The sequence below is a fragment of the Streptomyces sp. NPDC048441 genome, from assembly GCF_043200235.1.
GTDB lineage: Bacteria > Actinomycetota > Actinomycetes > Streptomycetales > Streptomycetaceae > Streptomyces.
In genome coordinates this window covers 400,430-426,422 of the sequence record NZ_JBICXM010000004.1, presented here as the reverse complement: position 1 = coordinate 426,422, position 25,993 = coordinate 400,430, and the positions used below count along the sequence as shown (strand labels likewise).

Sequence of the window (25,993 nt, the reverse complement as noted above, 5' to 3'; positions counted from 1 at the left end):
TGGGTGGCTGGAACCGATCGGTTCCAGCCACCCCGGCGTTCTGCGTTCGCCCGTGAGCCCTCGGGAGACCACAAAGGCCCCCGGAGCCCCAGGACACGCCAGAGGGCCCGCAGCGCGTCGCTGCGGGCCCTCTGAGCGGCTGTGGAGCCTTTGTGGAGCCGGTCTTACGCCTCGTCGCGGCGCAGACCCGGCTTCAGGTCCTTGAATCGGCCGAGAAGGCCGTTCACGAAGGACGGCGACTCGTCCGTGGAGAACTCCTTGGCGAGCTGCACAGCCTCGTCGAGGACCACGGCGTCCGGCGTCTCGTCGACCCAGACCAGCTCATAGGCACCGAGCCGCAGGATGTTGCGGTCGACGACCGGCATCCTGTCCAGTGTCCACCCGACGGCGTACTGCGAGATCAACTCGTCGATGTGGCGCGCGTGGTTCGCGTACCCCTCGACCAGCTCCATCGTGAACTCGCTCACCGGCGGCTGCCGGGTATCGGTCCGCGAGTGGCGCACCCAGTCCGCGAGGACCGTCACTACGTCCGCGCCACGCTGGTCGGCCTCGAAAAGGATCTGGAAGGCGCGCTTGCGGGCCGTATTACGAGCAGCCACGGTTAGCTGTTCACCCGGCCGAGGTAGCCGCTGTCACGGGTGTCGACCTTGATCTTCTCGCCGGTGGTGATGAAGAGCGGCACGTTGATCTGGTGGCCGGTCTCCAGCGTCGCGGGCTTGGTGCCGCCGGTGGAGCGGTCGCCCTGGACGCCGGGCTCGGTCTCCTGGATGACCAGCTCGACGGCGGCGGGCAGCTCGACGAAGAGGACTTCGCCCTCGTGCTGCGCGACCGAGGCCGTGAAGCCCTCGATCAGGAAGTTGGCGGCGTCACCGACGGACTTGCGGTCGACGTGCAGCTGGTCGTACGTCTCCATGTCCATGAAGACGAAGTAGTCGCCGTCCATGTAGGAGAACTGCATGTCGCGCTTGTCGATCGTGGCCGTCTCGACCTTGACGCCGGCGTTGAAGGTCTTGTCGACCACCTTGCCGGACATCACGTTCTTGAGCTTGGTGCGCACAAAGGCAGGGCCCTTGCCGGGCTTGACGTGCTGGAACTCGACGACGGACCAGAGCTGGCCCCCGTCGAGCTTGAGCACCAGGCCGTTCTTGAGGTCGTTCGTGGAAGCCACGGTTGCGGAATCTCCTGGACTGACGTGGACGACCCCGGCGCACGCGCACAGCTCGAAGCTAGAGCGCGAGCAGTTCCTTGGTCGTGATGGTGAGTAGCTCGGGTCCGCCGTCCGCCTCGGGGCGCACGACGAGCGTGTCATCGATCCGGACACCACCCCGCCCCGGGAGGTGAACCCCCGGTTCGACGGTGACCGGCACGCAAGCGTCCAGTTTACCCATGGCCGCGGGCGCCAGCTGCGGGTCCTCGTCGATTTCGAGCCCCACCCCGTGTCCCATCAGCGGAGGAAGGCCGTCCGCATACCCCGCGGAGTCCAGTACGTGGCGTGCCGCGCGGTCGATGTCACGGTAGGCGGCGCCCGGAGCGAGAGCCTCCCTGCCCGCCCGCTGAGCGGCGAAGACGAGGTCGTACAACTCGATCTGCCAGTCCGCGGGAGACGTACCGATGACGAACGTACGCCCGATCTCGCAACGATAACCGCGATAGCTGGCGCCCAGGCACACGGAGAGGAAATCTCCTTCCTCCACCCGCCGGTCCGACGGCCGGTGGGCACCCCGCCCGGAATTCGGTCCGGTGCCGACGGAGGTGGCGAAGGCGGGCCCGTCCGCTCCGTGATCCACGAGCCTGCGCTCCAGTTCAAGAGCGAGATGACGTTCCGTGCGCCCCACCAGAATCGACTCGAGCAGCTCGCCGAGCGCCTGGTCGGCGATCTCGGAGCCGATCCGCAGACAGGAGATCTCCTCCTCGTCCTTGACGAGCCGCAACTGCTCGACCGCTCCGCCGAGATCCGCGAGGCGCAGCCGCGGCGCGACGGACCCGATCGCGCGATGCCGGGCGACGGTCAGGTGATGCTCCTCGACCGCGAGCGAATCGGCGCCCTGCAAGGCCGCCAGATCGGCCCCCGCGACGGCGGGATCACCACCGGCCCCGTCCAGGAGCTGCACCCGCAGCGCCTCATCGGGCCGGCCATCGCCCTGCTCGTCACCGAGCGGCCCACGGCACAGCAACTGGTCTTCGCCCCTGCCCAGGAGCAGCACGGCGCCCCGGGGCGCCGCTCCCGCGAGATACCGCACGTTGGCCGGACGGGACACCAACGCCGACGCGCTGCCGCCCGCGGTACAACGCTCCCTCAGCCGCTCACGGCGGGCCGCGTACACCTCTGACATGGGACGAGCCTATGAGCGCGGGACCGACGCCGCCCGGTCAGCGCGTCCGACCGGGCGGCGTCGCACCTCTTACCACTGCGGCGGGCTCGCGATGGAGCGGGCGAGGACGTCGTCGAGGACCCGTGCCGTGGCGGGAACGTCCAGTTGGGAGTTGTCGATGATGGGCAGGCCCGAGCCGTACCAGCCGGCCATACGGCCGTGGATGCGGGCCACTTCCTCGTCCGTGAGGCGGCGGTTGCCCCTGCGCTCCGCGTTGCGCTCCAGGACGATCTCCAGGCCGGGCAGCAGGACCACCGGCAGGAGGCCTGGGCCCACGTGGCGCTTCCAGCCGCCGAGGCCGACGACCGGGCGGTCGGGGAAGACCGCGTCGTCGAGGACGCACGAGATGCCGTTGGCGAGGAAGTTCCGTGCGGCGAAGCCGCAGGTGCGGCGGGCCAGGCGGTACTGCGCTTCCGAGTGGTCGTTCCAGCCCGACTGGGGGTCGGCGAAGCCCGAGCGCACCCATTCGCGTACGTCATCGAGGCTGATGTGGGCCGTCGGTACGCGACGGTGCTCCGCCCAGAACTTGGCGACGCTCGTCTTGCCCGCGCCCGCCGGGCCGATCAGGAGGACGGCGAGCGTGGTGCCACCGGTGTCCGCACGGGCCGTGCCGAGCGGCGGGCTCGGCATGGCGACGGGGCCGCCGGGCGGCAGTTGGATATGGCCCGTCGTGTCCGGGGTCGGGGGCACAGGGGCGCCGGTGGCGTTGAGGTGGTGCGGGACCGCACCCTGCTGTGGGGCCGCACCCTGGTGCGGGGCAGTGCCCTGGTGCGGGGCAGTGCCGGGTGGGTGCGGGGCGCCGGCGAAGCCTGGCGCGGGAAGCGGTGCGCCGCCCGGCGCTCCACCCTGCGGCGGACCGCTCGGGTGATGTGCGGCCGGGGACCAGCCGGTGGCCGGTCCGTGCCCCGGCTGATGGGGCGGCGGCAGCGGAGACCCCACTGCGTGCTGCATCCGGTGCCACTCCGTCTCGTGCGACTGACGCTGGTCGGGCGGCGGCCGGGGCCACCCGTTACCGAACGGTACCGTCCCCGGCCGACGTTGTGTGAACGGCCGGGGAGGCGGCTAGGTGCCCGTGGCTTGTTCTGGTGTGCCGATGCGCGGCTGCTCGAGCGCTACTTCGCCACTTCGCCGTACGCGGCGAGCAGCACCGCCGGGTCGGGGCCCTCCAGGACGGTCGGCTTGCCGAGGCCGTCGAGGACGATGAAGCGCAGCAGGTCACCGCGGGACTTCTTGTCGACCTTCATGGTCTCCAGGAGCTTGGGCCACTGGTCGTAGCGGTAGCTCAGGGGCAGGCCCACCGACTCCAGGACGGCGCGGTGCCGGTCGGCGGTCGCGTCGTCCAGACGCCCGGCGAGGCGGCCGAGTTCGGCCGCGAAGGCCATGCCCACGGAGACCGCGGCGCCGTGCCTCCACTTGTAGCGCTCGTTCTTCTCGATGGCGTGGGCGAGGGTGTGGCCGTAGTTGAGGATCTCGCGCAGGCCCGACTCCTTGAGGTCGCCGGAGACGACCTCGGCCTTGACCTTGATGGAGCGCTCGATCAGCTCGGCCGTGTGCGGGCCCTGCGGGCTGCGCGCCGCCTGCGGGTCCTCCTCGATGAGTTCGAGGATCGCCGGGTCGGCGATGAAACCGGCCTTGATGATCTCCGCGAGGCCCGACACGAAGTCGTTGACCGGCAGCGAGTCGAGCGCGGCCAGGTCGCACAGGACGCCCGTGGGCGGGTGGAAGGAGCCCACCAGGTTCTTGCCCTCGGCGGTGTTGATGCCGGTCTTCCCGCCGACCGCGGCGTCCACCATGCCGAGCACGGTGGTCGGCACGGCGATCCAGCGGACCCCGCGCAGCCAGGTCGCGGCCACGAATCCGGCGAGGTCCGTGGTGGCTCCGCCGCCGACACCGATGATGATGTCGCTGCGGGTGAAGCCGGACTGGCCGAGAGCCTTCCAGCAGTACGCGGCGACCTCGGCGGTCTTGGCCTCCTCGGCGTTCGGCACCTGGATGGCGACGACCTCGAAGCCCTGGCCCGCCAGGTCCTCACGCAGCGCGTCGCCGGTGTCGGCGAGCGCCTCCGGGTGGATGATCGCGACGCGCTTGGTGCGCTCACCGATCAGTCCTGGCAGCTCACCCAGGAGCTGGCGTCCGACGAGAACCTCGTACGGTTCGGTGCCCGCGGTGCCGCCGACCTGGATGCGGGTGGGCGCCTGCCCCGTGCTCTCCGTCATGCTTCCTTCAACTCCAGTGCGTCGAGGACCGCTTGGGCGACCTCTTCGGGGGTGCGGTCGTCGGTGGCGACGACGGCGCGGGCGACTTCGGCGTAGAGGTGGCGGCGGGCGTCCATCAGTTCGCGCCACTGCTTGCGCGGGTTGACCGCGAGCAGTGGGCGCGCGACGTTCAGGCCGGTGCGCTTGACCGCCTCTTCGACGTCCATCGAGAGGTAGACGACGGGGTGCGGGGCGAGGAGCGCGCGGGTCGACTCGTCGAGGATCGAGCCCCCGCCGAGAGCGAGGATCCCCTCGTGCTCGGCAAGCGCCGTACGCACAGCCTCCCGCTCGAGGTCACGGAAGTGCGGCTCACCCTCGTCCACGAAGATGTCCGCGATCTCCCGCCCCTGTGCGGCCACGATGTCGGCGTCGGTGTCCCGGTAGACGGTGCCGAGGCGCTCGGCGAGCAGCGCGCCCACCGTCGACTTGCCCACGCCCATCGGCCCGACCAGAACGATCTGCGGGCCGGTCACCGGATCTGCAGGTTGTCGAGGTACGAGGTCACGTTCCGCCGGGTCTCGGGCACGCTGTCGCCGCCGAACTTCTCGGCGACGGCGTCGGCCAGGGTCAGCGCGACCATCGCCTCGGCCACGATTCCCGCGGCCGGGACCGCACACACGTCGGAGCGCTGGTGGTGGGCCTTGGTGGCCTCACCGGTGGCGACGTCGATGGTGGCGAGCGCGCGCGGCACGGTCGCGATGGGCTTCATCGCGGCACGCACACGCAGCAGTTCACCGGTGGTCAGACCGCCCTCGGTGCCGCCGGAACGGCCCGATGTGCGCCTGATGCCGTCCTCGGTGGAGACGATCTCGTCGTGCGCCTTGGAGCCCGGCACCCGCGCGAGGTCGAAGCCGTCGCCGACCTCGACGCCCTTGATGGCCTGGATGCCCATGAGCGCGGCGGCCAGCCGCGCGTCGAGCCGCCGGTCCCAGTGCACGTGCGAGCCGAGGCCCACGGGCACCCCGTACGCGAGGACCTCGACCACGCCACCGAGGGTGTCGCCGTCTTTGTGGGCCTGGTCGATCTCGGCGACCATCGCCTTGCTCGCGTCCGCGTCCAGGCAGCGCACCGGGTCGGCGTCGAGCTTCTCGACATCGGCCGGGGTGGGGTAGACGCCGTAGGGCGCCTTCGCCGCCGCCAGCTCGGTGACGTGGCTGACGATCTCGATCCCGGCCGTCTCCTTCAGGTACGAGCGGGCCACCGCGCCGAGCGCGACGCGGGCCGCGGTCTCGCGGGCGGAGGCGCGCTCCAGGATCGGCCTGGCCTCGTCGAAGCCGTACTTCTGCATCCCCGCGAGGTCCGCGTGGCCGGGCCGGGGGCGGGTCAGCGGGGCGTTGCGGGCCAGGTCGGCGAGGATCTCGGGGTCGACCGGGTCGGCCGACATGACCTGCTCCCACTTGGGCCACTCGGTGTTGCCCACCATGATCGCGATCGGCGAGCCCATGGTCAGACCGTGCCGGACGCCGCCGAGGAAGGTGACCTCGTCACGCTCGAACTTCATCCGCGCGCCGCGCCCATAACCCAGACGCCGCCGGGCCAGATGGTCCGCGACCATCTCCGTGGTGATCGGCACGCCGGCGGGAAGACCCTCCAGCGTCGCGACAAGTGCGGGTCCGTGGGACTCTCCCGCGGTCAGCCAACGCAACCTGCTCAACGGTGCTCCTCATGCTCGCGCCTGGAACTGCGATGGCGCGACCGGGTGCGCGGCCCGAGCCCGCCATCCCTGATCCTCCCACGCCGGGCCACAGGACCCGGCGCCAGGTCCACCAGCCGGACGGCCCCGGTCACCCGGCCGCCTTGCCGGCCGCGCTCCTGCGCTTGCGTCTGATGCTCCAAGCGGTGACGACGATCGCGGCGATGGCCCCGAGGGCCGTCAACTGCATCCAGCCGGGCATGAATCTGAACGGCAGGACCCGGATGAAGGCCTCGAACAGATCTCCCTTGCCCGAGGCCAGAGGCACCCCGGACATAACACTCGGCGCAGCCATGACAACGCACTCTCCCGTAGTTGATCAAGAACGGAGTCGAGCCTAACGCCCTTCGAGCGCGCGTTCCCCGGCTTTCCGCATCGCGCCGAGCGGTGCAGGAGTACGCCCCGTCATCTGCTCGACCTGCAGCACCGCCTGGTGCACCAGCAGGTCGAGACCGCTGACGACCGCCCCGCCGTACGCCGACCAGCGGGCCGCGAGAGCGGTGGGCCAGGGGTCGTAGAGCACGTCGAAGAGGGTCGTGGGCCGCTCGGGCACGGCCGCCGACAGAGCATCGGTCGCGCCTGCCGGGGTCGTGGCGATCACCAGGGGCGCGCTCAGCGCCTCCTTGGCGTCCGCCCAGTCCGCCGTCCGCACCTCGACGTCGAGCCGCTGGCCCCACTCCCGCATCTCCGCGGCTCGGGCCTCGCTGCGTACGTACGCGACGACCTCCCCCGTACAGATCCGCGCGAGCGCGGCGAGCGCGGACGACGCGGTGGCGCCCGCGCCGAGGATCGCGGCCGACTCGACCTCCTCGATACCGCGTTCACGCAGGGCCGCGACCATGCCGGGGATGTCGGTGTTGTCGCCGACACGGCGGCCGTCGTCCGTGAGGACGACGGTGTTGACGGCCTCCACTGAAGCGGCGGTCTCACTGATCTCATCGAGCAGCGGGATCACCGCACGCTTGAGCGGCATCGTCAGCGAGAGCCCGGCCCAGTCGGGGCCGAGGTCCGCCAGAAAGCCGGGCAGCGCGGCCTCGTCGACATCGAAGAGGTCGTACGTCCAGTCGATCAGGCCCAGCTCCCCGTATGCGGCGCGGTGCAGCACCGGGGAGAGCGAGTGGGCGATGGGGGAACCGAGAACTGCCGCCCGGCGATTCTGCCCGCTCATTATCCGTCGTTTTCCTTCAGGTTTTCCTCGTACTTCTTACGGTTCCGGTTCTGCTCTTCGTTGGTCTCGGCGAAGAGCGTCTGATCCTCGCTGACCGAGACGAAGTAGTACCAATTCCCCTTGGCAGGATTCATCGCCGACTTCAGCGCCACATCACCCGGGTTGCTGATCGGGCCGGGGGGCAGGCCCTTGATCTTGTACGTGTTGTACGGGTCGTTGAGCTTACGGAGATCGTCGACCGATCCCGTCGCCAGCTTGGACTCGCCCCTGAGGTAATTCACCGTCGAGTCGAAGTCCAGAAGACCGTAGGTTTCGGTGTTGTTCGGCTTGAGGCGGTTGTAGACGACCCTCGCGACCTTCACGAAGTCGTGCTTGTACTTGCCCTCCACCTGGACCAGGCTCGCCACGGTGAGCACCTGGAGCGGATCCTTCAGGTTCAGCTCCTTGGCCTTCGCCTCGAGCCCCAACTCGTCGTACTTCTCGGTGGCTTGGGCGACCATCTTCTTGAGGACGTCCTCGGGCTTCTGGCCCTTCGCGACGGGATAGCTGGAGGGGTAGAGGAAGCCTTCCAGCGGGTCCTTGACGTCCTTGCTCATGTTCGTCATCGCCCAGTCAGGAAGTCCGAGAGTCTTCCATTTCTTCTCGGCGATGCCCTTGGTGGTGCCCTTGTCGAGCTTCAGACGCGTATCGATCTGCGCGTATACCCACGAGTTGCGCCTACCCTCGGGAATGATGAGGTTATTGCGGCTCTTCGGGCTGAGCATCAGCTCGACGGCACTCTGTGCCGACATTTCCTTCTTCATGACGTAGATGCCCGGCTGAATGAAATCGCCCTTGGGGTTCTGCGCCTGCGCGGAGACAAAAGCGTCCACGCTCTTGACGACCCCGGCCTCCTTCAGTTTCTGCCCGATCACATAGCCACCGGAATCCTTCGGGATTTCCACGGTGGCGGTTCCGGTTCCCTCGCCCGCGTAATCGGGCGACGTGCCGAATCGGTCCTGGTAGAACTGGTAGCCGAAATAGCCGACCCCGCCGAGCCCGCCGGCGAACACCAGCGTGACGACCAGGCAGGCGCAGCCACTGCGGCGCTTCTTCGGCTTCTTGCCGCCACGGCCGCCGCGACGGTCCCCGCGGCCACCACGGCGCCCCGGCTCGTCGTCGTCGTACTCGTCGTCATCGTCGTCAGCGCCCGAGAAGAAGGCGTGCTCACCCTGGTCCGGGCCCGGATCCCAGTCCTGCTTCGGCTCAGGGGCGGGACGGCGGCGGCCTGGCGGCTCCGGCGGGGGGTACGCGTCGGGAGTGCCGTAGTAGTCCGGGCTCTCCGCGCCGTAAGCACCCTGCTGGTGGCCATAGGGGTCCGACGGGTCGGCGGCGTGCGGGACATGGCCGTGCTGACCGGTGTCCCAGCCGCCGTTGTACTGGTCCGGGCCTCCGTTGTACTGCTGCTCCGGACCACCGTTGTACTGCTGCTCCGGACCGCCGTTGTACTGCTGTTCGGGGCCGCCGTTGTACTGCTGCTGACCGGCGTGCCCGCCGTACTGCTGACCGTAGGCCTGCTGCTGGCCCGTGTTCCAGTCGTCGTACTGGGACTGCTGCTGAGGGTGCTGCGGCTGCTGAGGGTGGTACTGCCCCTGGCCGCCGTAGGGGGACGGGCCGCTCGCGGCCTGCTGTCCTCCCCATCCGCCGTCCCCGTACAACGGGTCCTCGGGATGCCACGGTTCGGAGCCTGGGCCCCGGCCATACTCAGTCATCGATCCCCTACAAGCCGCGAGGCGGGGCTACCGACTGGATAGGAGGGCAACCGTTCCGCCTCTTGATGCTGTGCGGCAGCTGTTCGAACACCGCCGCATCGCGCGGAACGTTACCGTATCGCGATCAGATGACCACTTCGACGCCCTCGCCCGGAGCTTTACCTGACGCCCGTTCGGACTCCAGGGCCTGCTGAAGGATGATGACGGCCGCCGCCTGATCGATGACAGACCTGCCCTTTTTGGACTTCACGCCCGAGGCGCGCAGCCCCTGACTGGCCGTCACTGTGGTCATCCTCTCGTCCACGAGCCGCACCGAAATGGGGGCGACCAAGCGGGCGAGGTCCTGTGTGAACGCGCGGACCTTGGCGGCCGCCGGGCCCTCGCCCCCGTTCAGGGAGCGAGGGAGACCGACGACGATCTCGATCGGTTCGTACTCGTCGACGAGCTGCTTCAACCGCCGCTGGGCGGCCGGGACATCGCGTCCGGGCACCGTCTCCACCGGAGTGGCGAGGATCCCGTCGGGGTCGCACGACGCGACCCCGATCCGGGCGTCACCGACGTCGATCGCGAGGCGACGGCCGCGGCGCATCCCCCCTGCGGAGTCGGAGTCCGACATCAGGCCGTCTCGGTGACGAGGCGCTCGACGGCGGCCATGGCGTCGCCGATGGCCGCGGCGTTCTGGCCGCCGCCCTGGGCGACATCCGGCTTGCCGCCGCCACCGCCACCGAGGGTCTTGGCGGCCGTACGGACGAGGTCGCCTGCCTTGAGGCCGCGCTCGCGGGCGGCTTCGTTCGTGGCGATGACCGTCAGCGGGCGGCCGCCCGCCGTGGTGAAGAGAGCCACGACGGCCGGGCGGTCGCCCTGGATGCGGCCGCGTACGTCGAGGACAAGCCTGCGCAGGTCGTCGGCGCCCGTGCCGTCCGGCACCTGACCGGTGACGAGGGCGACGCCGCGTACGTCCTTGGCGGATTCGACAAGACCGGCGGCGGCCGCAAGGACCTTCTCCGCGCGGAACTTCTCGATCTCCTTCTCGGCGTCCTTCAGCTTGCCGAGCATGGCGGAGACCTTCTCGGGCAGCTCATCGGAACGGCCCTTGACCAGCTCCTGGAGCTGGGCGACGACCGTGTGCTCCTTGGCCAGGAAGTTGTAGGCGTCGACGCCTACCAGGGCCTCGATACGGCGCACACCGGAGCCGATGGAGGACTCGCCGAGCAGCTTCACAAGGCCCAGCTGGGCGGTGTTGTGGACGTGCGTGCCGCCGCACAGCTCCTTGGAGAAGTCTCCAATGGTGACGACACGGACGCGCTCGCCGTACTTCTCGCCGAACTCGGCGATGGCGCCCTGCTTCTTGGCCTCGTCGATCGACATGACCTCGGCCTGCACATCGAGTTCATGGGCGAGGACTTCGTTGATCTTCTGCTCTACGTCCGTCATGACCGCCGTGGGCACGGCCGACGGGGAGCCGAAGTCGAAGCGGAAGCGGCCCGGCTGGTTCTCGGAACCGGCCTGGGCGGCCGTCGGGCCCAGAGCGTCGCGCAGCGCCTGGTGCGTGAGGTGCGTGGCGGAGTGGGCGCGGGCGATGGCACGACGGCGGTGCACGTCGATCGAGGCCCAGACCTGGTCGCCGACGGTGATCTCGCCGACCTGGACGACACCCTTGTGCACGTGCACGCCGGGGACCGGCTTCTGCACATCGCGGATCTCGACGACGGCGCCGCTGTCGAGCCGGATCCGGCCGGAGTCGGCGATCTGGCCGCCGCCCTCGGCATAGAAGGGGGTGCGGTCCAGGACGACCTCGACCTCGTCGCCCTCGCGGGCGGCCGGGGACGAGACTCCGTTGACCAGGAGACCGACGATCGCGGCCTCGTTCTCGGTGAGGGTGTAGCCGGTGAAGTCCGTGGTTCCCGAGGCGTCGACGATCTCGCGGTAGGCGCCGAGGTTCGCGTGGCCGGTCTTCTTGGCCTGGGCGTCGGCCTTGGCGCGCTCCCGCTGCTCCTTCATCAGGCGCCGGAAGCCGGCCTCGTCCACGGAGAGGCCCTGTTCGGCGGCCATCTCCAGGGTGAGGTCGATCGGGAAGCCCCAGGTGTCGTGGAGCAGGAACGCCTTGTCGCCGGAGAGGACCTTGCCGCCGCCGGCCTTGGTCTCCGTGACGGCGGTGTCGAGGATGTTCGTGCCGCCCTTGAGGGCCTTGAGGAAGGCGGCCTCTTCGGCGAGGGCAACGGTCTCGATGCGCTTACGGTCGGTCTTGAGCTCGGGGTACTGCTCGCCCATCGACTTGATGACCGTGTCGACGAGCTCCAGGGCGACCGGGCCGGTGGCGCCCATCAGCCGCATGTTGCGGATGGCGCGGCGCATGATGCGGCGCAGGACGTAGCCGCGGCCTTCGTTGCCCGGCGTGACGCCGTCGCCGATGAGCATCACGGACGTACGCATGTGGTCGGCGACCACGCGCAGGGAGACGTCCGAGCCCTGCTCGGCGCCGTACCGCACGCCGGTCAGCTCGGTGGCCTTGTCCATGACGACGCGCAGGGTGTCGGTCTCGTACATGTTCTGTACGCCCTGGAGGATCATGGCGAGGCGCTCGAGGCCGAGGCCCGTGTCGATGTTCTGGCTGGGCAGATCGCCGAGGATCTCGAAGTCCTCCTTCGAGGTGCCCTCGCCGCGCTCGTACTGCATGAAGACCAGGTTCCAGATCTCCACGTAGCGCTCGTCGTTGACGGCGGGGCCGCCCTCGACGCCGAACTCGGGGCCGCGGTCGTAGTTGATCTCGGAGCAGGGGCCGCAGGGTCCGGGGACGCCCATGGACCAGTAGTTGTCCTTCTTGCCCAGGCGCTGGATGCGCTCGGCGGGGACGCCCACCTTCTCGCGCCAGATGGTCTCGGCCTCGTCGTCGTCGAGGTAGACCGTCACCCAGAGGCGCTCGGGGTCGAGGCCGAAGCCGCCGTCCGCCACGGAGCTGGTGAGCAGCTCCCAGGCGTACTTGATGGCGCCTTCCTTGAAGTAGTCACCGAAGGAGAAGTTGCCGCACATCTGGAAGAACGTGCCGTGCCGCGTGGTCTTGCCGACCTCTTCGATGTCCGGCGTACGCACGCACTTCTGCACGCTCGTGGCGCGCGAGAACGGCGGCTTGACCTCACCCAGGAAGTAGGGCTTGAAGGGCACCATGCCCGCGGGGACGAGGAGCAGAGTCGGGTCGTCCGCGATGAGCGACGCCGAAGGGACGACGGTGTGACCGCGCTCCTCGAAGAAGCTCAGCCAGCGGCGACGAATTTCAGCCGACTCCATCAGTGGTCCTCATTCCGGTTGTACGAGTACTTCGACTTCGAGAGGTACTTGCCCTGCTTGTGCTTGTCGGTCTTACTGCTCTTGCTGGTCTTGCCGTTCTCGATGGCCACGACGACCGTGCGCTGCCCGGGGAGTTCGGGGTCGACCGGGGCTTCGAGGCCGAGGGCCTCGCCCAGTTCGGCCTCGCGCTGGGCCATTCCGTCGCGGACGTCGAGAGCGAAGTCCTTGAGCTTGTGACCTGCCTCGAGCGCCTTGTTCGCGGCCTGCGCCGCGAGGCTCTCGGGGGTCAGCTGCTTGATCTTGCGATTGACTTTGGTGGTGGCCCACACACCGGCAGCGGCGCCCGCGGTGAACCAGAACGTACGGCGGAACATCGCTGCGTCAGTCCTTCTTCCGCTTGCCCCGCCGCCGCGCGGAGGGGACCGTGCGCCCCACGATCACGGTACGTCGGGAGGGTGCCTGGGGCACATTGTTTGTTTCGGGTGCTGCCTTGCGGCCCAGGGCCCTGCGCACCCCGTAGCCGAACGCCGCGACCTTGACGAGGGGCCCGCCGAAGGTGGAGGCCACCGTCGTGGAGAGCGCCGACGCGTTCGACGTGACTTCCTGGACGTCCGACGCGATGGAGTCGACCCGGTCGATCTGGGTCTGCGCCGAGCGCACCGCGGTGGAGGCGTCCGCGAGGAGCGGGACGGCCTGCTCGGTCACTTCCGCGACGAGCTTGGTGGTCGCCCTGAGCGTCTGCGCCAGCCTCACCAGCACCACGGCCAGGAAGGAGACCAGGATCGCCCAGAAGACGGCCACCAGAATCCCGGCCACCTCTCCACCGGACACTGTGCACCGCTCCCTGAATATCGGCCCTGAACATCGAAAAGTCGTCCTCCGACCCTATCGCGCCGTGGCGAAGGGTCCGTACCGCATTACCGCGCGCGATCAAGGGAGTTGCCAGAAGTGATTGTACGGAGTGCTTATGGATGAGTACGCTCCGTATCTCATGCGACGCGATCAGGGCACCGGTAGCGGTCGGCACGACTCCCCCGCCCGCCCGCCGAGACCCGGCAACCTCCCCCTGGAGCTCAACGCCTTCGTGGGGCGCGGTGCCGAACTCACTGATCTGTCCGCCGCGTTGGCCGCCGGACGCCTGATCACGGTGACCGGTGTCGGGGGCGTCGGGAAGTCGCGCCTCGCCCTTCGGGCCGCCGCCCGTGACCAGCCGTACGACGGTGCCTGGCTGGTGGAGCTGGCCGCCGTACGGGATCCGGACCTGGTCGAGCACGCGGTCGCCGAAGCGCTGCGACTTACGGACCACACGCCACGGGCACCGCGCCAGGTCCTGCTCGACCATCTCGCGGAGCGGGAAGTCCTGCTCGTCATCGACGGGTTCGAGCACCTGGTGGACGCGTGTGCCTCCCTGGTGCGGGATCTGCTGCACCGCTCCCCCGGCCTCCGGGTCCTCGCCGTGGGCCGCAGGCCGCTGGACACCGGCGGCGAGCGGATCCTCCCGCTCGCGCCGCTGCCCACGCCCGACGCCGCCGCGCTCTTCGCCGACCGGGCGGCGTCCGGCCTGCCGGGCTTCACCCTCGACGAGGAGAATGAGTCCGACGTGGCGGAGCTGTGCCGCCGCCTGGACGGGATCCCGCTGGCGGTGGAGCTGGCGGCGGGGCGGCTGCGGGCCCTCTCACCGGCGCAGCTGCTCGACCGGCTCGACGACCGTTTCGGACTGCTCACGGGGACCCGTCGCGATGTGCCGCCGCGGCATCAGACCCTGCGTACGGCCATCGGCTGGAGCCATGAGCTGTGCACGGCGGGCGAACGCCTTCTGTGGTCCCGGCTCTCGATGTTCTGCGGTCCTTTCGACCTGGAGGCCGCCGAGTACATCTGTTCCGGGAACGGGCTGCACGCCGACGACGTGCTCGACGTACTCGGTGAGCTGCTCGCGCAGTCCGTGGTGACCCGCGAGGACGGGCCGACGGGCGTCCGCTACCGGATGCTCGACACGGTCAGGGCGTACGGCGCCGACTGGCTCGAGGCGACGGGCGACGCGGCCCGGATGCGGCGGCGCCACCGCGACTGGTACATGGGGCTCGCCACCCACTGCGAGCTCGACTGGTTCTCACCGCGCCAGGCGCGGGTCGCGGAGCTCATCGACTGTGAACTACCCAATTTGCGGGGCGCGTTGGAGTACTGCCTGACCGAGCCCGACGAGGCACATCTGGGCCAGTATCTGGCGGGCAGCCTGTGGTTCTACTGGGTCGGCTGCGGGCGGCTCGCGGAGGGACGGCACTGGCTCGACCGCGCTCTGGACCTGGACGGCGACCACGACGACTCCCGCCTGAAGGCGCTCTGGGTGCTCGGCTACGTCGCGGTCCTTCAGGGCGACACGGTCGCCGCGCTCGCCGCGCTGCAAGAGTGCAAGGACGAGGCGGAACGTACCGGCAGCGCCATCGCGGGCGCTTACGCCGTGCACCGCATCGGCTGCCTCGCACTGCTGAACGACGACATGCCGCGTGCCGAGACCCTGCTGCGCTCGGCACTCGACCAGTACCGCGAGATCGGCGAGCTCAACAGCAATGTCCTGATGGGCCAGGTCGAACTGGCGATGGCGCTCGCCTTCCGTGGCGAACTCGCCGACGCGGTCGAGCTCTGCGAGGACGTACGTCAGGTCTGCGAGGACCACGGCGAGCGCTGGACTCTCGCGTACGCCCTCTATGTCCTCGGCTACGCGGCCTGGACACACGGCGACGCGGCGAGCGCCCGTGAGCTGGTCATGCGGTGCCTGTCTCTGGACCACGCCTTCCACGACCTGCTCGGCACGGTGCTCGCGATCGAGCTGCTCGCGCTGTTCACCGCGGCGGACGGCGACCCGGCCGAGGCCGCGGTCCTTCAGGGCATCGCGTCCCGCATCTGGCCGTCGGTGGGCCTGCCGCTGTTCGGCTCCGCGCACTTCGGCGGGCCGCATGCGCTGTGCGAGTCGCAGGCCAGGGAGCAGCTGGGCGACGCGCGCTACGAGGAGTGCCTGGCCGCCGGTGCTCGCCTCGATCCGGACACGGCGGTGTCCCGGGCCCTGCGCACGGACACCCGGAGCAACGCAAAAACCCGCCGCCTGCCCCACCACGAAGGGAGGGCGGGCGACGGGCTGAAGCAGGGAGAGCTACGTCCGGGTCAGCGGGCGTAGTACTCGACGACGAGCTGCTCGTCGCAGATCACGGGGATCTCCTTGCGGTTCGGGTCACGGTCCAGACGGAAGGCCAGGGCCTTCAGGTTCACCTGGAGGTAACGCGGGATCTCGCCGTCGGGGGCGAAGCCACCCTCACGCGAAACCACGAACAGCGGCTTCTCGCGGCTGCGCTCGCGGACCATCACGACGTCGTCGGGACGGACGCGGAACGACGGCTTGTCGACCTTGCCGCCGTTGACCTCGATGTGGCCGTGGCTGACCATCTGACGGGCCTGGTAGATCGTGCGGGCGATGCCCGAACGAAGGATCAGGGCGTCGAGACGGCGCTCGAGCTCGATGACCAGGGCCTCGCCGGTCTTGCCTTCGGCCTTCTTGGCGCGGTCGTAGGCACGGGCCATCTGCTTCTCGCTGATGTCGTACTGCGCGCGCAGACGCTGCTTCTCGAGCAGACGGACCTTGTAGTCCGAGTTCTGCTTGCGCCCACGGCCGTGCTCGCCCGGCGGGTAGGGGCGGGCCTCGAAGTACTTGACGGCCTTCGGGGTCAGCGCGATGCCGAGGGCACGCGACTTCTTGACCTTGGGGCGGGACTGGTTCGGCATGAACCAACCTCTCTGTTCAATGTGAAATCGGCTTCACCAGGGTTAGGGGAGGTCGCAATCCGCAGCCTGGGAAACCCATCGGATCCGGTGGTGCTGGATCCGGCGGGCAGCCGCTCCCTGGTCTGGGCACTATGTGCAGCACGCGAGTGGCCCACCGACCGCTTCCCGGAGTACGAGATGGTGGTGGGCTGCCCGCGACACCTTCGACGGTGCGCGACGCTCCTGGAGGTCCCTGGACGGTGAGGTCCGGGGGCTCCGGCTGGATGTCCCGTTCTGGTGGCGCCCGGTACGAGACCGGACACGGGACGCAGCACTTCGGGCAAGTGTACCGGGTGGTGGGGGGTGCCTCAGCCACAGGTGGCGGGGCGGCCCTGGAGTCCCCGCGGGGCTAATCGCCCTTGAGGCGCTCGCGGACTCGCTCGACCACGTCCGCATACCGTGCCTCGGCGCCGTAGCGCGTCGGTTCGTAGTAACGCTTGGCGGCCACCGCGTCCGGTGCGTACTGCTGGGCCGCGATCGCGCCCGGCACGTCGTGCGGATACACATACCCCTGGGCGTGGCCGAGCTTGGCCGCTCCCTTGTAGTGCCCGTCGCGCAGGTGCGGCGGGACGGGGCCCGCGAGTCCCGCGCGGACGTCGGCCTGGGCGGACTGGATGGCCATGGTGGCGGCGTTCGACTTCGGGGCCAGGGCCAGGGCGATCGTCGCGTGGCTGAGGGTGAGCGCGGCCTCCGGGAAGCCGATCATGGCGACGGCCTGGGCGGCGGCGACCGCCGTGGGCAGCGCTGTCGGGTCGGCGAGGCCGATGTCCTCGCTCGCGGAGATCATCAGACGCCGTGCGATGAAGCGGGGGTCCTCGCCCGCCTCGATCATCCGGGCCAGATAGTGCAGGGCCGCGTCCACGTCCGAGCCGCGGATGGACTTGATGAGGGCGCTCGCGACGTCGTAGTGCTGGTCGCCGTCACGGTCGTACTTCACGGCCGCGCGGTCGACCGACTCCTCCAGGCTCTGGAGGGTGATCTCCTTCTCGCCCTTGGCGAGGGCCGAGCCCGCGCCCGCCTCAAGCGCGGTGAGCGCACGCCGGGCGTCGCCGCCCGAGATCCGCAGGAGATGCGCCTCGGTGTCTTCGGGCAGCTCGACCGCGCCGCCCAGGCCCCGCTCCTCGGTGAGCGCCCGGCGCAGCAGGCCGCGCAGGTCGTCGTCCGTGAGCGGTTCGAGCGTGAGGAGGAGGGAGCGGGAGAGGAGCGGGGAGATGATCGAGAAGTACGGGTTCTCGGTCGTCGCCGCGATCAGCGTCACCCAGCGGTTCTCGACGGCCGGGAGGAGGGAGTCCTGCTGGGCCTTGCTGAAGCGGTGGATCTCGTCCAGGAAGAGGACGGTCTCCTTGCCGTGGCCGCCCAAGGCTCTGCGCGCCCCTTCGATGACTGCGCGGACTTCCTTCACCCCTGCGGTGATCGCGGAGAGCTCCACGAAGCGCTTGTTCGTGGCCTTCGAGACCACGTACGCAAGGGTCGTCTTGCCGATGCCCGGCGGCCCCCACAGAAACACCGACGACGGTCCCGCAGGCCCGCCACCGCCTTCGCCGACCAGCCTGCGCAAGGGCGAGCCCTGCTTCAGCAGATGCTGCTGGCCGACTACTTCTTCGAGGGTGCGCGGGCGCATCCGGACGGCCAGGGGACTTGTCGAAGGGTCCTTCTCCTGGCGGTCCTCGGCAGCTGCGGTGAACAGGTCGGGCTCCACGGTTCGAACCCTACGTCAGCCCACTGACAACGCCGCCGGAGCCTCCGGCGGCCTTGTCAGCTGGTCCAGAAGTCCCACCAGCGCGTGAGGATCAACATGCCGATGATGCCGACGTGCAGCACCGGGAGCACCCACGTGAATTCGCTGAAGAACGTACGCAGCCAGGAGGGTGCGGGCAGCAGGCCGTTACGCACATTGAACGACGTCACGTACCAGAACATGATGATCGTGGCGACCCAGGCCAGGCAGCACCACAGGCACAGCGAGTTGATCTCGTAGAGCGACTGGTACTGCAGCCAGGTGCAGAAGCCGACCCCGAAGAGCGTGCCCGCGTTCAGCGTCAGCCAGTACCAGCGCGGGAAGCGCGCACTGCCCAGCAGGCTCATGCCGACGCAGATCACGACCGCGTACGCGGCGATGCCCAGCATCGGATTCGGGAACCCGAAAGCCGACGCCTGCTCGCTCTTCATGATGTTGCCGCACGAAACCACAGGGTTGAGGCTGCACCCCGGAGTGAAGTCCGGGTCCTCAAGGAGCTTGAACTTGTCAAGCGTGATGACCCACGCCGCGAGCAGACCCGCCGCACCCGTGATCACCAGGAGCAGGGCGAAGGCGCGGCTTCCACCGACGTTGCGTGGCGCGTCCGGGTCCGTTCCCCCGTGCTCGTGATCGTGCTCGGAGGGGCGGCTGCTTGCCGGGGTCGTCTTGCTCATCACGCCGTTCCGTCGCTTGTGGTGGCCTGCGGGCACGGACATTGTGCCGCACGCGCGCGGGTGCCCACCGTTCGTTGGACATAAGGAGGTACGCACGGAGGGCCCCAGGCGTTCGATTCACCGGGGCCCTCCGTCGTTGCTCAGTGGCTAGCCGACCGGCTCGGCCAGCTTGCCCTTCAGGACCTCCACGAGTGCGTCCACCGCGACAGCGTCCTGCTCACCGGACTCCATGTCCTTGAGCTGGACGACACCTTCGGCGAGGTCACGCTCACCGGCGACGACCGTGAACCGCGCGCCGGAGCGGTTGGCGTTCTTCATGGCGCCCTTGAGCCCCTTCCCGCCGTACGAGAAGTCGGCGGCGATCCCCGCTCTGCGCAGCTCCGTCACCTTGGAGAACAGGACCCGCCGCGCCTCGTCGCCGAGCGGCACAGCGAACACGCTGGTCGCCGACGGCAGTTCGAGCTCCACGCCCTCCGCCTCCAGGGCGAGGACCGTGCGGTCGACACCGAGTGCCCAGCCGACGGACGGCAGCGAGGGGCCGCCGATCATCTCGGACAGGCCGTCGTAGCGACCGCCGCCGCCCACCGCGGACTGCGAGCCGAGGCCGTCGTGGACGAACTCGAAGGTCGTGCGGGTGTAGTAGTCGAGGCCGCGGACCAGCTTCGGGTCGTCCTCGTACACGACGCCTTCCGACGTCAGGAGCTCACGCACCTGCTTGTGGTACGCCTGGCACGCGTCGCACAGGTAGTCGCGCAGCATCGGGGCGCCGACCAGCTGCTTCTGGACGTCGTCGCGCTTGTCGTCCAGGACCCGCAGCGGGTTGATGTCGATACGTCGACGTGTCTCCTCGTCCAGGTCGAGCCCGCGCAGGAAGTCCTGCAGCGCGGCGCGGTAGACGGGGCGGCACTCCTTGTCGCCGAGCGAGTTCAGCAGGATGCGGAACTGCCTCAGCCCCAGGGCGCGGTACGCCTGGTCGGCGAGGATGATCAACTCGGCGTCGAGGGCCGGGTCCTCCGCGCCGATGGCCTCCGCGCCGACCTGCGAGAAGTGCCTGTAGCGGCCCTTCTGCGGGCGCTCGTAGCGGTAGTACGAGCCGGAGTACCAGAGCTTGACCGGGAGGTTGCCCGCCTTGTGCAGGTTGGCCTCCAGGGCCGCACGCAGCACGGACGCGGTGCCTTCGGGGCGCAGGGCGAGCTGGTCGCCGCCCTTGGTCTCGAAGGCGTACATCTCCTTGGAGACGATGTCGGTGGACTCGCCGACGCCGCGTGAGAACAGCTCGACGTTCTCGAAGCCGGGCGTCTCTACGTAGCCGTACCCGGAGTTCCGCAGCGGGGTCGCGATCGCCTCGCGCACCGCCAGGTATTTCGCGGAATCGGGCGGGAGCAGGTCATAGGTGCCCTTGGGGGCCTTGAAGGTGCTCACGGGTTTTCTCTCGTCACATTCCTCGTCGGGGAGCGTCATCGGCTCCCTGGCCGGCGGCCACCTGGCGCAGATACGGGTTGGTGGCGCGCTCACGGCCGATGGTCGTGTGCTCGTTGTGCCCTGGCAGGACCACGGTCGAGTCGTCGAGCGGCAGGCACACGCGTGCCAGCGACTCGAGGATGTCGGGCTGCGATCCGCCCGGGAGGTCGGTGCGTCCGATGGAGCCGGCGAAGAGCAGGTCGCCCGAGAAGAACACCGAGGGGACCTCGGCGGACTCGGGGAGCTGGAAGGTCACCGACCCCTTCGTATGCCCCGGCGCGTGCGCGACGGAGAAGTCGAGACCGGCCAGCTTCAACTGCGCGCCGTCGCCGAGCTCCTTGACGTCGGAGGGCTCCCCCACGGTCAGCTCACCCATCAGCTGCGCGCCGAAGGAGCGGCCTATGGCCTTCTCCGGGTCGCTCATCATGTACCGGTCGGCGGGGTGGATCCAGGCGGGCACGTCATGCGCTCCGCAGACCGGGACGACCGAGGCGACATGGTCGATGTGGCCATGGGTGAGGATCACCGCGACGGGCTTGAGCCGATGCTTCTCGAGTGCGTCCTCGACTCCCTCGGTGGCCTGATGGCCCGGGTCGATGATCACGCACTCCTCGCCTGCGGCGGGGGCGACCAAGTAGCAGTTGGTGCCCCAGGCCCCGGCGGGAAACCCGGCAATGAGCACGATCGTCCTTCGTTCGTCGTCCGGCGGAGGTGACCGCGCGGGATCGCGGCAGATCAGAGCCTACCGGCGCTCCCGATTCCACAGCTAACCCATATACGGTACGGGGCACACAGAAGCGGTCACCCACGCAGAGGAGAGAGAACCCGGTGGTCAGCAACGATCAGCGGCGGCGTCAGCTCGCCCGGGAGAAGTTCTTGCGGCAGCAGCAGCGCCGGGAGTCCGCGCGACGCAGGGCGCGGATGCGCAACGCGGTGATCGCATCGGCGCTCGCGGTGGTGGTGGCCGGCGGCGCGGTGTCGTACGCGGCGGGCGCCTTCGACGACGACGGCAAGCCGAAGGACGAAGCGAACGCGAACCCCACCACCAAGGCGGATCCCTGCGAGAAGCCCGCGAGCGGCAAGGTGAAGCCGCTCAGCTTCAAGAAGGAACCGGCGCTCACGATCGACAAGTCGGCGGACTACGCGATGAAGCTGGGCACCACCTGCGGCGACATCGACCTCGCCCTGTGGGCGGCGAAGGCCCCGCACACGGTCAACTCCTTCAACTTCCTGGTGAACAAGGGCTACCTCGATCACACGAAGTGCCACCGGCTCGTCTCGGGCGGCATCTTCGTCCTCCAGTGCGGCGACCCGAAGGGCACCGGCCAGGGCGGCCCCGGCTACTCGATCCCGGACGAGAACCTCAAGGACAAGAACCTGAAGGGGAACGTGTATCCGGCGGGTACGGTCGCGATGGCCAACCAGTACGACGCCCAGAAGAAGAAGGGCCGGGACACCGGAGGCAGCCAGTTCTTCCTGGTCTATCAGGACAGTCAGCTGCCGCCCGACTACACACCGTTCGGGACCATTTCCGATTCCGGGATGAAGGTGCTCAAGAAGATTGCCGCCGCCGGCGAGAGCACCGGGAAGGGCGAGGGCGCCCCGAACGCGACGGTCGTCATCAACAAGGCGACCGTGTCGAAATCCTGAGCGTCAGCAGGCAAACTTCGGACGTGCGGGATGCGGACAGCCGCCCCGCCGGTCGCCTATGTTGGCGGTGACGAAACTGTGGACGATGCCGGGGGCCCCGAGGCCCTGCGCAGGCATCATGTGGAGGAGGCGCTGTGAGCAGCGACCCGTGGGGCCGCGTCGACGAGACGGGGACCGTGTACGTGCGCAAGGCCGACGGCAGCGAGCGGGAGGTCGGTTCCTGGAAAGCGGGATCTCCTGACGAGGCCCTTGCCTACTTCGAGCGCAAGTACGACGGTCTGGTCGTCGAGATCGGACTTCTCGAGCGCCGGGTGAAGACGACCGACCTGTCGGCCAAGGACGCCAATACCGCCATCGAGCACCTGCGCCAGCAGGTGGACGAGGCGCACGCGGTGGGCGATCTGGACGCCCTGAGCAAGCGTCTCGACAAGCTCGTCGAGACGGTCGACGCGCGCCGTGAAGAGCGCAAGGTCGAGAAGGCCAAGCAGTCGGACGAGGCGAGGCACGCCAAGGACGCGCTGGTCGTCGAGGCCGAGGAGCTCGCCCAGAGCGAGCAGTGGCGGGCGGCAGGCGAGCGGCTTCGCGCCCTTGTGGACACCTGGAAGGGGCTGCCGCGCCTCGACCGCAAGTCGGACGACGAGTTGTGGCACCGCTTCTCTCATGCCCGTTCGGCGTTCTCCAAGCGTCGCAAGGCCCACTTCGCCTCGCTGGACGCCCAGCGCGAAGAGGCCCGTAAGACGAAGGAGAAGCTGGTCGGCGAGGCCGAGGCCCTTTCCGGATCGGCCGACTGGGGTCCGACGGCCGCGCGTTACCGCGATCTGATGACCGAGTGGAAGGCCGCGGGCCGCGCCCAGCGCGAGCACGAGGACGACCTGTGGAACCGCTTCCGCGGCGCCCAGGACGTGTTCTTCGCGGCGCGCAGCGCGGTCTTCGCGGAGCGGGACGCCGAACAGACGGAGAACCTGAAGCTGAAGGAGGAGCTGGCCGAGGAGGCCGAGAAGCTCGTCCCGGTGAAGGACCTCAAGACGGCACGTGCGGCCTTCCGTACGCTCAACGAGCGCTGGGAGGCCATCGGACACGTCCCGCGTGACGCACGGCCGAAGGTCGAGGGCCGGATGCACGCGGTGGAGCGGGCCTTGCAGGACTCCGAGGAGGCCGAGTGGCGCCGGACGAACCCTGAGGCACGGGCTCGGGCCGAGGGCCTGACCGGTCAGCTGCAGGCTGCTGTCGACAAGCTCGTCGGTCAGATCGACAAGGCGCGCTCGGCGGGCAACGACGCCAAGGCGGACAAGCTCCAGCGGGAGCTCGACGGCCGTCAGGCGTTGCTGGACCAGGCGTTGAAGGGTCTGCACGAGTTCGGCGGCTGAGTAGTTTTCCGTTCGCTACGTAGAGGGGCTCCCGTACATCGTGTACGGGAGCCCCTCTACGTAGTGGCCCGGTTCAGGGCCTCCGCGCCGACGTCACCCGGTAGACGTCATAGACACCCTCAACTCCCCTGACCGCCTTGAGCACATGGCCCAGGTGCTTGGGGTCGCCCATCTCGAAGGTGAAGCGTGAGGTGGCGACCCGGTCGCGGGAGGTCTGGACGGCCGCGGACAGGATGTTCACGTGCTGGTCCGAGAGGATGCGCGTGACGTCCGAGAGCAGGCGCGAACGGTCCAGGGCCTCGACCTGGATGGCGACCAGGAAGACCGAGGACTGGGTGGGCGCCCACTCGACCTCGAGGATGCGCTCGGGCTCACGGGAGAGCGAGTCCACGTTCACGCAGTCGCTGCGGTGAACCGATACGCCGCTGCCGCGCGTGACGAAGCCGATGATCGGGTCACCGGGGACCGGCGTACAGCAGCGGGCCAGCTTGACCCACACGTCGTCGACGCCCTTGACGACGACACCGGGGTCGGCATTGGCACGGCGCTTGCTGCGGCTGCGCGAGGGCGGTGTGCTCTCGGCGATGTCCTCGTTGGCGGCCTCCTCGCCGCCGAGCGCCTGGACGAGCTTCTGTACGACGGACTGCGCGGTGACATGGCCTTCGCCGATCGCCGCGTACAGCGAGGAGATGTCGGGGTAGCGCATCTCGTGGGCGAGCGTGACGAGCGAGTCGCCCGTCAGGATCCGCTGGATCGGCAGGTTCTGCTTGCGCATGGCGCGCGCGATGGCGTCCTTGCCCTGCTCGATGGCCTCGTCGCGGCGCTCCTTGGAGAACCACGCACGGATCTTGTTGCGCGCCCGCGGTGACTTGACGAAACCGAGCCAGTCGCGGGACGGGCCCGCACCGGCCGCCTTGGAGGTGAAGACCTCCACCAAGTCGCCGTTGTCCAGGGTCGATTCGAGCGGTACGAGCCGTCCGTTGACCCTCGCTCCTATGGTGCGGTGGCCGACCTCGGTGTGGACCGCGTACGAGAAGTCGACCGGGGTCGCGCCCGCCGGGAGCGCTATGACGTCGCCCTTCGGCGTGAAGACGAAGACCTCGTTGCGCGACAGGTCGAAGCGGAGGGACTCGAGGAACTCGCTCGGGTCCTCGGTCTCCTTCTGCCAGTCGAGGAGCTGGCGCAGCCACGCCATGTCGTTGAGGTGGTCGTCCTTGCCACCGGCCTTCCTCGGCACGTCCGTACGCACCTTGGAGGCGCCGGCGGACGGCTCCTGCTTGTACTTCCAGTGCGCGGCGATGCCGTACTCGGCGCGGCGGTGCATGTCGAACGTACGGATCTGGAGCTCGACGGGCTTGCCGTTGGGGCCGATCACCGTCGTGTGCAGCGACTGGTACATGTTGAACTTGGGCATCGCGATGTAGTCCTTGAACCGGCCGGGGACCGGATTCCATCGCGCGTGGACCGTGCCGAGCGCCGCATAGCAGTCGCGGACCGTGTCGACGAGGACGCGGATGCCCACCAGGTCGTAGATCTCGGCGAAGTCGCGGCCTCGCACGATCATCTTCTGGTAGACGCTGTAGTAGTGCTTCGGGCGCCCGGTGACGGTGGCCTTGATGCGGGCGGCGCGCAGGTCGGCCTGGACCTCGTCGGTCACTATGGCCAGGTACTCGTCACGCTTGGGGGCGCGCTCGGCGACCAGGCGCACGATCTCGTCGTACATCTTGGGGTAGAGGATCGCGAAGGCGAGGTCCTCCAGCTCCCACTTGATCGTGTTCATGCCCAGGCGGTGGGCCAGGGGCGCGTAGATCTCAAGGGTCTCGCGGGCCTTCTTCTCCTGCTTCTCCCGCTTGAGATAACGCATCGTGCGCATGTTGTGCAGGCGGTCGGCGAGCTTGATGACCAGGACACGGGGGTCCTTGGCCATCGCGACGACCATCTTGCGTACGGTCTCGGCCTGTGCGGCCTCGCCGAACTTGACCTTGTCGAGCTTGGTGACGCCGTCGACCAGGAGGGCGACCTGGTCGCCGAAGTCGCGCTTGAGGGTGTCGAGGCCGTACTCGGTGTCCTCGACGGTGTCGTGCAGGAGCCCCGCCATCAGGGTGGCCGGGTCCATGCCGAGCTCGGCGAGGATGGTCGTCACGGCGAGGGGGTGCGTGATGTACGGGTCGCCGCTCTTGCGCTTCTGGCCGCGGTGCCAGCGCTCGGCGACCTGGTAGGCGCGCTCGATCTGGCGCAGCGTCGACGTCTCGATCTTGGGGTCGTTGCTGCGCACGATCCGCAGCAGCGGCTCGAGGACCGGGTTGTACGGATTGGAGCGCTGGACGCCGAGGCGTGCCAGGCGGGCGCGTACGCGGTTGGAGGAGCCGGAGCGCTCGTTCTTCGCCGCGGTGGGGCGGGGCGCGGGGGTGGTGCTTCCGGCGCGGGCCTCGGTGGGGGGCTTGGGGCGCGAGGCATCCGGACTCGACGGATCCGGGCGGGACGGTTCGGCGGCGGCCGGCTTGTCGCGCTTGGCGCTGTCGCCGGGCGTGCTCGGGGCGGGCTTGCCGCTGGGGGGCGTGCTCTCCTGCTTCGCCGGCGTCGCACCCTTGGCGGGTGTCGAACCAGTGGCCGGCGTCGCACCCTTGGCGGGCGCAGGAGTGGGCGCCGCCGCGCGAGCGGCCTGCTCTGCGGCCTTGGCGGCGGTGAGTGCCTTGGACTCGTCTGGCAAGAGGCGCTCCCTGTACGGATCCGGGTCCCCGGTCAGGCCCCGAAGAGCCCATGGTA

At 69.2% G+C, this 25,993-nt stretch carries 22 protein-coding genes and 1 pseudogene; 3 read left to right on the top strand and 20 right to left on the bottom strand.

Features of this window, described 5'->3' with window-relative positions:
• Positions 1 to 164: 164 nt before the first annotated feature.
• From nusB to ACGFSB_RS13060, 14 genes are all read right to left on the bottom strand, one after another.
• Positions 165 to 599, bottom strand: a complete 435-nt coding sequence (gene nusB, locus ACGFSB_RS13125) for a transcription antitermination factor NusB (protein WP_393397845.1) — start codon at positions 597 to 599, stop codon at positions 165 to 167.
• A gap of 2 nt (positions 600 to 601) precedes the next feature.
• Entirely contained in the window at positions 602 to 1,168 is a 567-nt protein-coding gene (gene efp, locus ACGFSB_RS13120; protein WP_393397843.1) for an elongation factor P, read from the bottom strand.
• Between the two features lie 58 nt (positions 1,169 to 1,226).
• Positions 1,227 to 2,333, bottom strand: a complete 1,107-nt coding sequence (locus ACGFSB_RS13115) for an aminopeptidase P family protein (RefSeq protein WP_393397841.1) — start codon at positions 2,331 to 2,333, stop codon at positions 1,227 to 1,229.
• 69 nt (positions 2,334 to 2,402) lie between these two features.
• Positions 2,403 to 3,323: a Pro-rich N-terminal domain-containing protein gene (locus ACGFSB_RS13110; RefSeq protein WP_393397839.1), complete on the bottom strand. Its 921-nt coding sequence runs from the start codon at positions 3,321 to 3,323 to the stop codon at positions 2,403 to 2,405.
• A gap of 161 nt (positions 3,324 to 3,484) precedes the next feature.
• Complete coding sequence (gene aroB / locus ACGFSB_RS13105) at positions 3,485 to 4,588, bottom strand: 3-dehydroquinate synthase (RefSeq protein ID WP_393397837.1); 1,104 nt, start codon at positions 4,586 to 4,588, stop codon at positions 3,485 to 3,487.
• Entirely contained in the window at positions 4,585 to 5,100 is a 516-nt protein-coding gene (locus tag ACGFSB_RS13100; protein WP_393397835.1) for a shikimate kinase, read from the bottom strand. The genes aroB and ACGFSB_RS13100 overlap by 4 nt, the downstream gene beginning before the upstream one ends.
• Positions 5,097 to 6,281 carry a chorismate synthase gene (aroC, locus tag ACGFSB_RS13095; RefSeq protein ID WP_393397833.1) on the bottom strand — a complete coding sequence of 395 codons (1,185 nt, stop codon included), beginning with the start codon at positions 6,279 to 6,281 and terminating at the stop codon, positions 5,097 to 5,099. Before aroC ends, ACGFSB_RS13100 begins: the two co-directional genes overlap by 4 nt.
• A gap of 130 nt (positions 6,282 to 6,411) precedes the next feature.
• On the bottom strand, positions 6,412 to 6,615 hold the full coding sequence (locus ACGFSB_RS13090; RefSeq protein WP_393397831.1) for a hypothetical protein: 204 nt from the start codon (positions 6,613 to 6,615) through the stop codon (positions 6,412 to 6,414).
• A 42-nt stretch (positions 6,616 to 6,657) separates the two neighbouring features.
• Positions 6,658 to 7,488, bottom strand: coding sequence for a shikimate dehydrogenase (locus ACGFSB_RS13085; protein ID WP_393397829.1), 831 nt, complete (start codon positions 7,486 to 7,488; stop codon positions 6,658 to 6,660).
• Positions 7,488 to 9,239, bottom strand: a complete 1,752-nt coding sequence (gene mltG, locus ACGFSB_RS13080; protein WP_393397827.1) for an endolytic transglycosylase MltG — start codon at positions 9,237 to 9,239, stop codon at positions 7,488 to 7,490. The genes ACGFSB_RS13085 and mltG overlap by 1 nt, the downstream gene beginning before the upstream one ends.
• 124 nt (positions 9,240 to 9,363) lie before the next feature.
• The gene (ruvX, locus tag ACGFSB_RS13075; RefSeq protein WP_393397825.1) at positions 9,364 to 9,855 is read right to left on the bottom strand and encodes a Holliday junction resolvase RuvX; all 492 of its coding nucleotides are present in this window, start codon (positions 9,853 to 9,855) and stop codon (positions 9,364 to 9,366) included.
• Entirely contained in the window at positions 9,855 to 12,524 is a 2,670-nt protein-coding gene (alaS, locus tag ACGFSB_RS13070; RefSeq protein WP_393397823.1) for an alanine--tRNA ligase, read from the bottom strand. Before alaS ends, ruvX begins: the two co-directional genes overlap by 1 nt.
• Positions 12,524 to 12,898, bottom strand: coding sequence for a DUF6167 family protein (locus tag ACGFSB_RS13065; RefSeq protein WP_393397821.1), 375 nt, complete (start codon positions 12,896 to 12,898; stop codon positions 12,524 to 12,526). The genes alaS and ACGFSB_RS13065 overlap by 1 nt, the downstream gene beginning before the upstream one ends.
• 7 nt (positions 12,899 to 12,905) lie before the next feature.
• Positions 12,906 to 13,355 carry a DUF948 domain-containing protein gene (locus tag ACGFSB_RS13060; RefSeq protein ID WP_393397819.1) on the bottom strand — a complete coding sequence of 150 codons (450 nt, stop codon included), beginning with the start codon at positions 13,353 to 13,355 and terminating at the stop codon, positions 12,906 to 12,908.
• 160 nt (positions 13,356 to 13,515) lie between these two features.
• On the opposite strand from ACGFSB_RS13060, the pseudogene ACGFSB_RS13055 reads away from it, so the two are divergent.
• Positions 13,516 to 15,661, top strand: a pseudogene (locus tag ACGFSB_RS13055) (ATP-binding protein).
• A gap of 22 nt (positions 15,662 to 15,683) precedes the next feature.
• Here the strand turns inward: ACGFSB_RS13055 and rpsD are convergent.
• The 5 genes from rpsD to ACGFSB_RS13030 form a co-directional block, all read right to left on the bottom strand.
• Positions 15,684 to 16,298, bottom strand: a complete 615-nt coding sequence (gene rpsD, locus ACGFSB_RS13050; protein WP_249591119.1) for a 30S ribosomal protein S4 — start codon at positions 16,296 to 16,298, stop codon at positions 15,684 to 15,686.
• 388 nt (positions 16,299 to 16,686) lie between these two features.
• Entirely contained in the window at positions 16,687 to 18,036 is a 1,350-nt protein-coding gene (locus ACGFSB_RS13045; protein ID WP_393397817.1) for a replication-associated recombination protein A, read from the bottom strand.
• 56 nt (positions 18,037 to 18,092) lie between these two features.
• Complete coding sequence (locus ACGFSB_RS13040) at positions 18,093 to 18,749, bottom strand: vitamin K epoxide reductase family protein (protein WP_393397815.1); 657 nt, start codon at positions 18,747 to 18,749, stop codon at positions 18,093 to 18,095.
• Positions 18,750 to 18,896: 147 nt separating this feature from the next.
• On the bottom strand, positions 18,897 to 20,171 hold the full coding sequence (gene hisS / locus ACGFSB_RS13035) for a histidine--tRNA ligase (RefSeq protein ID WP_393397813.1): 1,275 nt from the start codon (positions 20,169 to 20,171) through the stop codon (positions 18,897 to 18,899).
• A gap of 13 nt (positions 20,172 to 20,184) precedes the next feature.
• Positions 20,185 to 20,892 (bottom strand): MBL fold metallo-hydrolase, encoded by a 708-nt coding sequence (locus ACGFSB_RS13030; RefSeq protein ID WP_393397811.1) that lies wholly within the window; start codon positions 20,890 to 20,892, stop codon positions 20,185 to 20,187.
• A gap of 146 nt (positions 20,893 to 21,038) precedes the next feature.
• Between ACGFSB_RS13030 and ACGFSB_RS13025 the strand changes: the two genes are divergently transcribed.
• Together ACGFSB_RS13025 and ACGFSB_RS13020 are read left to right on the top strand one after the other, a co-directional pair.
• On the top strand, positions 21,039 to 21,860 hold the full coding sequence (locus tag ACGFSB_RS13025) for a peptidylprolyl isomerase (protein ID WP_393397809.1): 822 nt from the start codon (positions 21,039 to 21,041) through the stop codon (positions 21,858 to 21,860).
• 134 nt (positions 21,861 to 21,994) lie between these two features.
• Entirely contained in the window at positions 21,995 to 23,227 is a 1,233-nt protein-coding gene (locus ACGFSB_RS13020) for a DUF349 domain-containing protein (RefSeq protein WP_393397807.1), read from the top strand.
• A gap of 73 nt (positions 23,228 to 23,300) precedes the next feature.
• On the opposite strand, the gene ACGFSB_RS13015 is transcribed toward ACGFSB_RS13020, so the two are convergent.
• On the bottom strand, positions 23,301 to 25,937 hold the full coding sequence (locus tag ACGFSB_RS13015; RefSeq protein WP_393397805.1) for a RelA/SpoT family protein: 2,637 nt from the start codon (positions 25,935 to 25,937) through the stop codon (positions 23,301 to 23,303).
• Between the last annotated feature and the right edge of the window lie 56 nt (positions 25,938 to 25,993).

Excerpts from the sequence above, each read along its gene's own strand:
- ACGFSB_RS13115 (WP_393397841.1), bottom strand. The coding sequence starts at position 2,333 with ATGTCAGAGGTGTACGCGGCCCGCCGTGAGCGGCTGAGGGAGCGTTGT.
- ACGFSB_RS13110 (WP_393397839.1), bottom strand. The coding sequence starts at position 3,323 with ATGCAGCACGCAGTGGGGTCTCCGCTGCCGCCGCCCCATCAGCCGGGG.
- aroB (WP_393397837.1), bottom strand. The coding sequence starts at position 4,588 with ATGACGGAGAGCACGGGGCAGGCGCCCACCCGCATCCAGGTCGGCGGC.
- ACGFSB_RS13090 (WP_393397831.1), bottom strand. The coding sequence starts at position 6,615 with ATGGCTGCGCCGAGTGTTATGTCCGGGGTGCCTCTGGCCTCGGGCAAG.
- ACGFSB_RS13085 (WP_393397829.1), bottom strand. The coding sequence starts at position 7,488 with ATGAGCGGGCAGAATCGCCGGGCGGCAGTTCTCGGTTCCCCCATCGCC.
- mltG (WP_393397827.1), bottom strand. The coding sequence starts at position 9,239 with ATGACTGAGTATGGCCGGGGCCCAGGCTCCGAACCGTGGCATCCCGAG.
- ruvX (WP_393397825.1), bottom strand. The coding sequence starts at position 9,855 with ATGTCGGACTCCGACTCCGCAGGGGGGATGCGCCGCGGCCGTCGCCTC.
- alaS (WP_393397823.1), bottom strand. The coding sequence starts at position 12,524 with ATGGAGTCGGCTGAAATTCGTCGCCGCTGGCTGAGCTTCTTCGAGGAG.
- ACGFSB_RS13065 (WP_393397821.1), bottom strand. The coding sequence starts at position 12,898 with ATGTTCCGCCGTACGTTCTGGTTCACCGCGGGCGCCGCTGCCGGTGTG.
- rpsD (WP_249591119.1), bottom strand. The coding sequence starts at position 16,298 with ATGCCGAACCAGTCCCGCCCCAAGGTCAAGAAGTCGCGTGCCCTCGGC.
- ACGFSB_RS13040 (WP_393397815.1), bottom strand. The coding sequence starts at position 18,749 with ATGAGCAAGACGACCCCGGCAAGCAGCCGCCCCTCCGAGCACGATCAC.